This is a genomic window from Streptomyces sp. NPDC012466 (assembly GCF_042955215.1).
In the GTDB taxonomy this organism is placed as follows: Bacteria; Actinomycetota; Actinomycetes; order Streptomycetales; family Streptomycetaceae; genus Streptomyces.
This window is the reverse complement of sequence record NZ_JBIBEQ010000023.1, coordinates 1-2,494: the sequence shown is the minus strand read 5'-3', so window position 1 is coordinate 2,494 and position 2,494 is coordinate 1. Positions and strand designations below refer to the sequence as shown.

Sequence of the window (2,494 nt, the reverse complement as noted above, 5' to 3'; positions counted from 1 at the left end):
TCTCGTGACTGCGTGCCTTTTGAAGAATGAGCCTGCGAGTTTGCGGTGTGTTGCGAGGTTAACCCGTGTGGGGAAGCCGTAGCGAAAGCGAGTCCGAATAGGGCGTTTCAGTAGCACGCTCAAGACCCGAAGCGGAGTGATCTAGCCATGGGCAGGTTGAAGCGGAGGTAAGACTTCGTGGAGGACCGAACCCACCAGGGTTGAAAACCTGGGGGATGACCTGTGGTTAGGGGTGAAAGGCCAATCAAACTCCGTGATAGCTGGTTCTCCCCGAAATGCATTTAGGTGCAGCGTCGTGTGTTTCTTGCCGGAGGTAGAGCACTGGATAGGCGATGGGCCCTACCGGGTTACTGACCTTAGCCAAACTCCGAATGCCGGTAAGTGAGAGCGCGGCAGTGAGACTGTGGGGGATAAGCTCCATGGTCGAGAGGGAAACAGCCCAGAGCATCGACTAAGGCCCCTAAGCGTACGCTAAGTGGGAAAGGATGTGGAGTCGCAGAGACAACCAGGAGGTTGGCTTAGAAGCAGCCACCCTTGAAAGAGTGCGTAATAGCTCACTGGTCTAGTGATTCCGCGCCGACAATGTAGCGGGGCTCAAGCGTACCGCCGAAGTCGTGTCATTCACACAATAGGGCCAACGCCTGTGTGGATGGGTAGGGGAGCGTCGTGTGCCGGGTGAAGCAGCCGCGGAAGCGAGTTGTGGACGGTTCACGAGTGAGAATGCAGGCATGAGTAGCGATACAAACGTGAGAAACGTTTGCGCCGATTGACTAAGGGTTCCTGGGTCAAGCTGATCTGCCCAGGGTAAGTCGGGACCTAAGGCGAGGCCGACAGGCGTAGTCGATGGATAACCGGTTGATATTCCGGTACCCGCTGTGAAGCGTCAAACATCGAGCATCGTGATGCTAAGGCCGTGAAGCCGCCCCGGAGCCTTCGGGCAAAGGGGAGTGGTGGAGCCGCCGAACCAAGCGGTTAGTAGGTGAGTGATGGGGTGACGCAGGAAGGTAGTCCATCCCGGGCGGTGGTTGTCCCGGGGTAAGGGTGTAGGACGTCAGGTAGGTAAATCCGCCTGGCAATAGTCTGAGACCTGATGCCGAGCCGATTGTGGTGAAGTGGATGATCCTATGCTGTCGAGAAAAGCCTCTAGCGAGTTTCATGGCGGCCCGTACCCTAAACCGACTCAGGTGGTCAGGTAGAGAATACCGAGGCGTTCGGGTGAACTATGGTTAAGGAACTCGGCAAAATGCCCCCGTAACTTCGGGAGAAGGGGGGCCACATCCGGTGATGGACTTTTCGTCCTGAGCTGGGGGTGGCCGCAGAGACCAGCGAGAAGCGACTGTTTACTAAAAACACAGGTCCGTGCGAAGCCGTAAGGCGATGTATACGGACTGACGCCTGCCCGGTGCTGGAACGTTAAGGGGACCGGTTAGTCACTCTTCGGGGTGGCGAAGCTGAGAACTTAAGCGCCAGTAAACGGCGGTGGTAACTATAACCATCCTAAGGTAGCGAAATTCCTTGTCGGGTAAGTTCCGACCTGCACGAATGGCGTAACGACTTCTCGACTGTCTCAACCATAGGCCCGGTGAAATTGCACTACGAGTAAAGATGCTCGTTTCGCGCAGCAGGACGGAAAGACCCCGGGACCTTTACTACAGTTTGATATTGGTGTTCGGTTCGGCTTGTGTAGGATAGCTGGGAGACTGTGAACTCTGGACGCCAGTTCAGGGGGAGTCGTCGTTGAAATACCAGTCTGGTCGTGCTGGATGTCTAACCTGGGTCCGTGATCCGGATCAGGGACAGTGTCTGATGGGTAGTTTAACTGGGGCGGTTGCCTCCTAAAGAGTAACGGAGGCGCCCAAAGGTTCCCTCAGCCTGGTTGGCAATCAGGTGTTGAGTGTAAGTGCACAAGGGAGCTTGACTGTGAGACCGACGGGTCGAGCAGGGACGAAAGTCGGGACTAGTGATCCGGCGGTGGCTTGTGGAAGCGCCGTCGCTCAACGGATAAAAGGTACCCCGGGGATAACAGGCTGATCTTCCCCAAGAGTCCATATCGACGGGATGGTTTGGCACCTCGATGTCGGCTCGTCGCATCCTGGGGCTGGAGTCGGTCCCAAGGGTTGGGCTGTTCGCCCATTAAAGCGGTACGCGAGCTGGGTTTAGAACGTCGTGAGACAGTTCGGTCCCTATCCGCTGTGCGCGTAGGAATATTGAGAAGGGCTGTCCCTAGTACGAGAGGACCGGGACGGACGAACCTCTGGTGTGCCAGTTGTTCTGCCAAGGGCATGGCTGGTTGGCTACGTTCGGGAGGGATAACCGCTGAAAGCATCTAAGCGGGAAGCCTGCTTCGAGATGAGTATTCCCACCTCCTTGAGAGGGTAAGGCTCCCAGTAGACGACTGGGTTGATAGGCCGGATATGGAAGCACGGTAACGTGTGGAGTTGACCGGTACTAATAGGCCGAGGGCTTGTCCTCAGTTGCTCGCGTCCACTGTGTT

At 56.5% G+C, this 2,494-nt stretch carries 1 rRNA gene (cut by a window edge); it reads left to right on the top strand.

Annotated features, from left to right (window positions below):
- Positions 1 to 2,472, top strand: a 23S ribosomal RNA gene (locus ACFY9E_RS40145); it begins 143 nt to the left of the window's first position.
- Positions 2,473 to 2,494 lie beyond the last annotated feature (22 nt).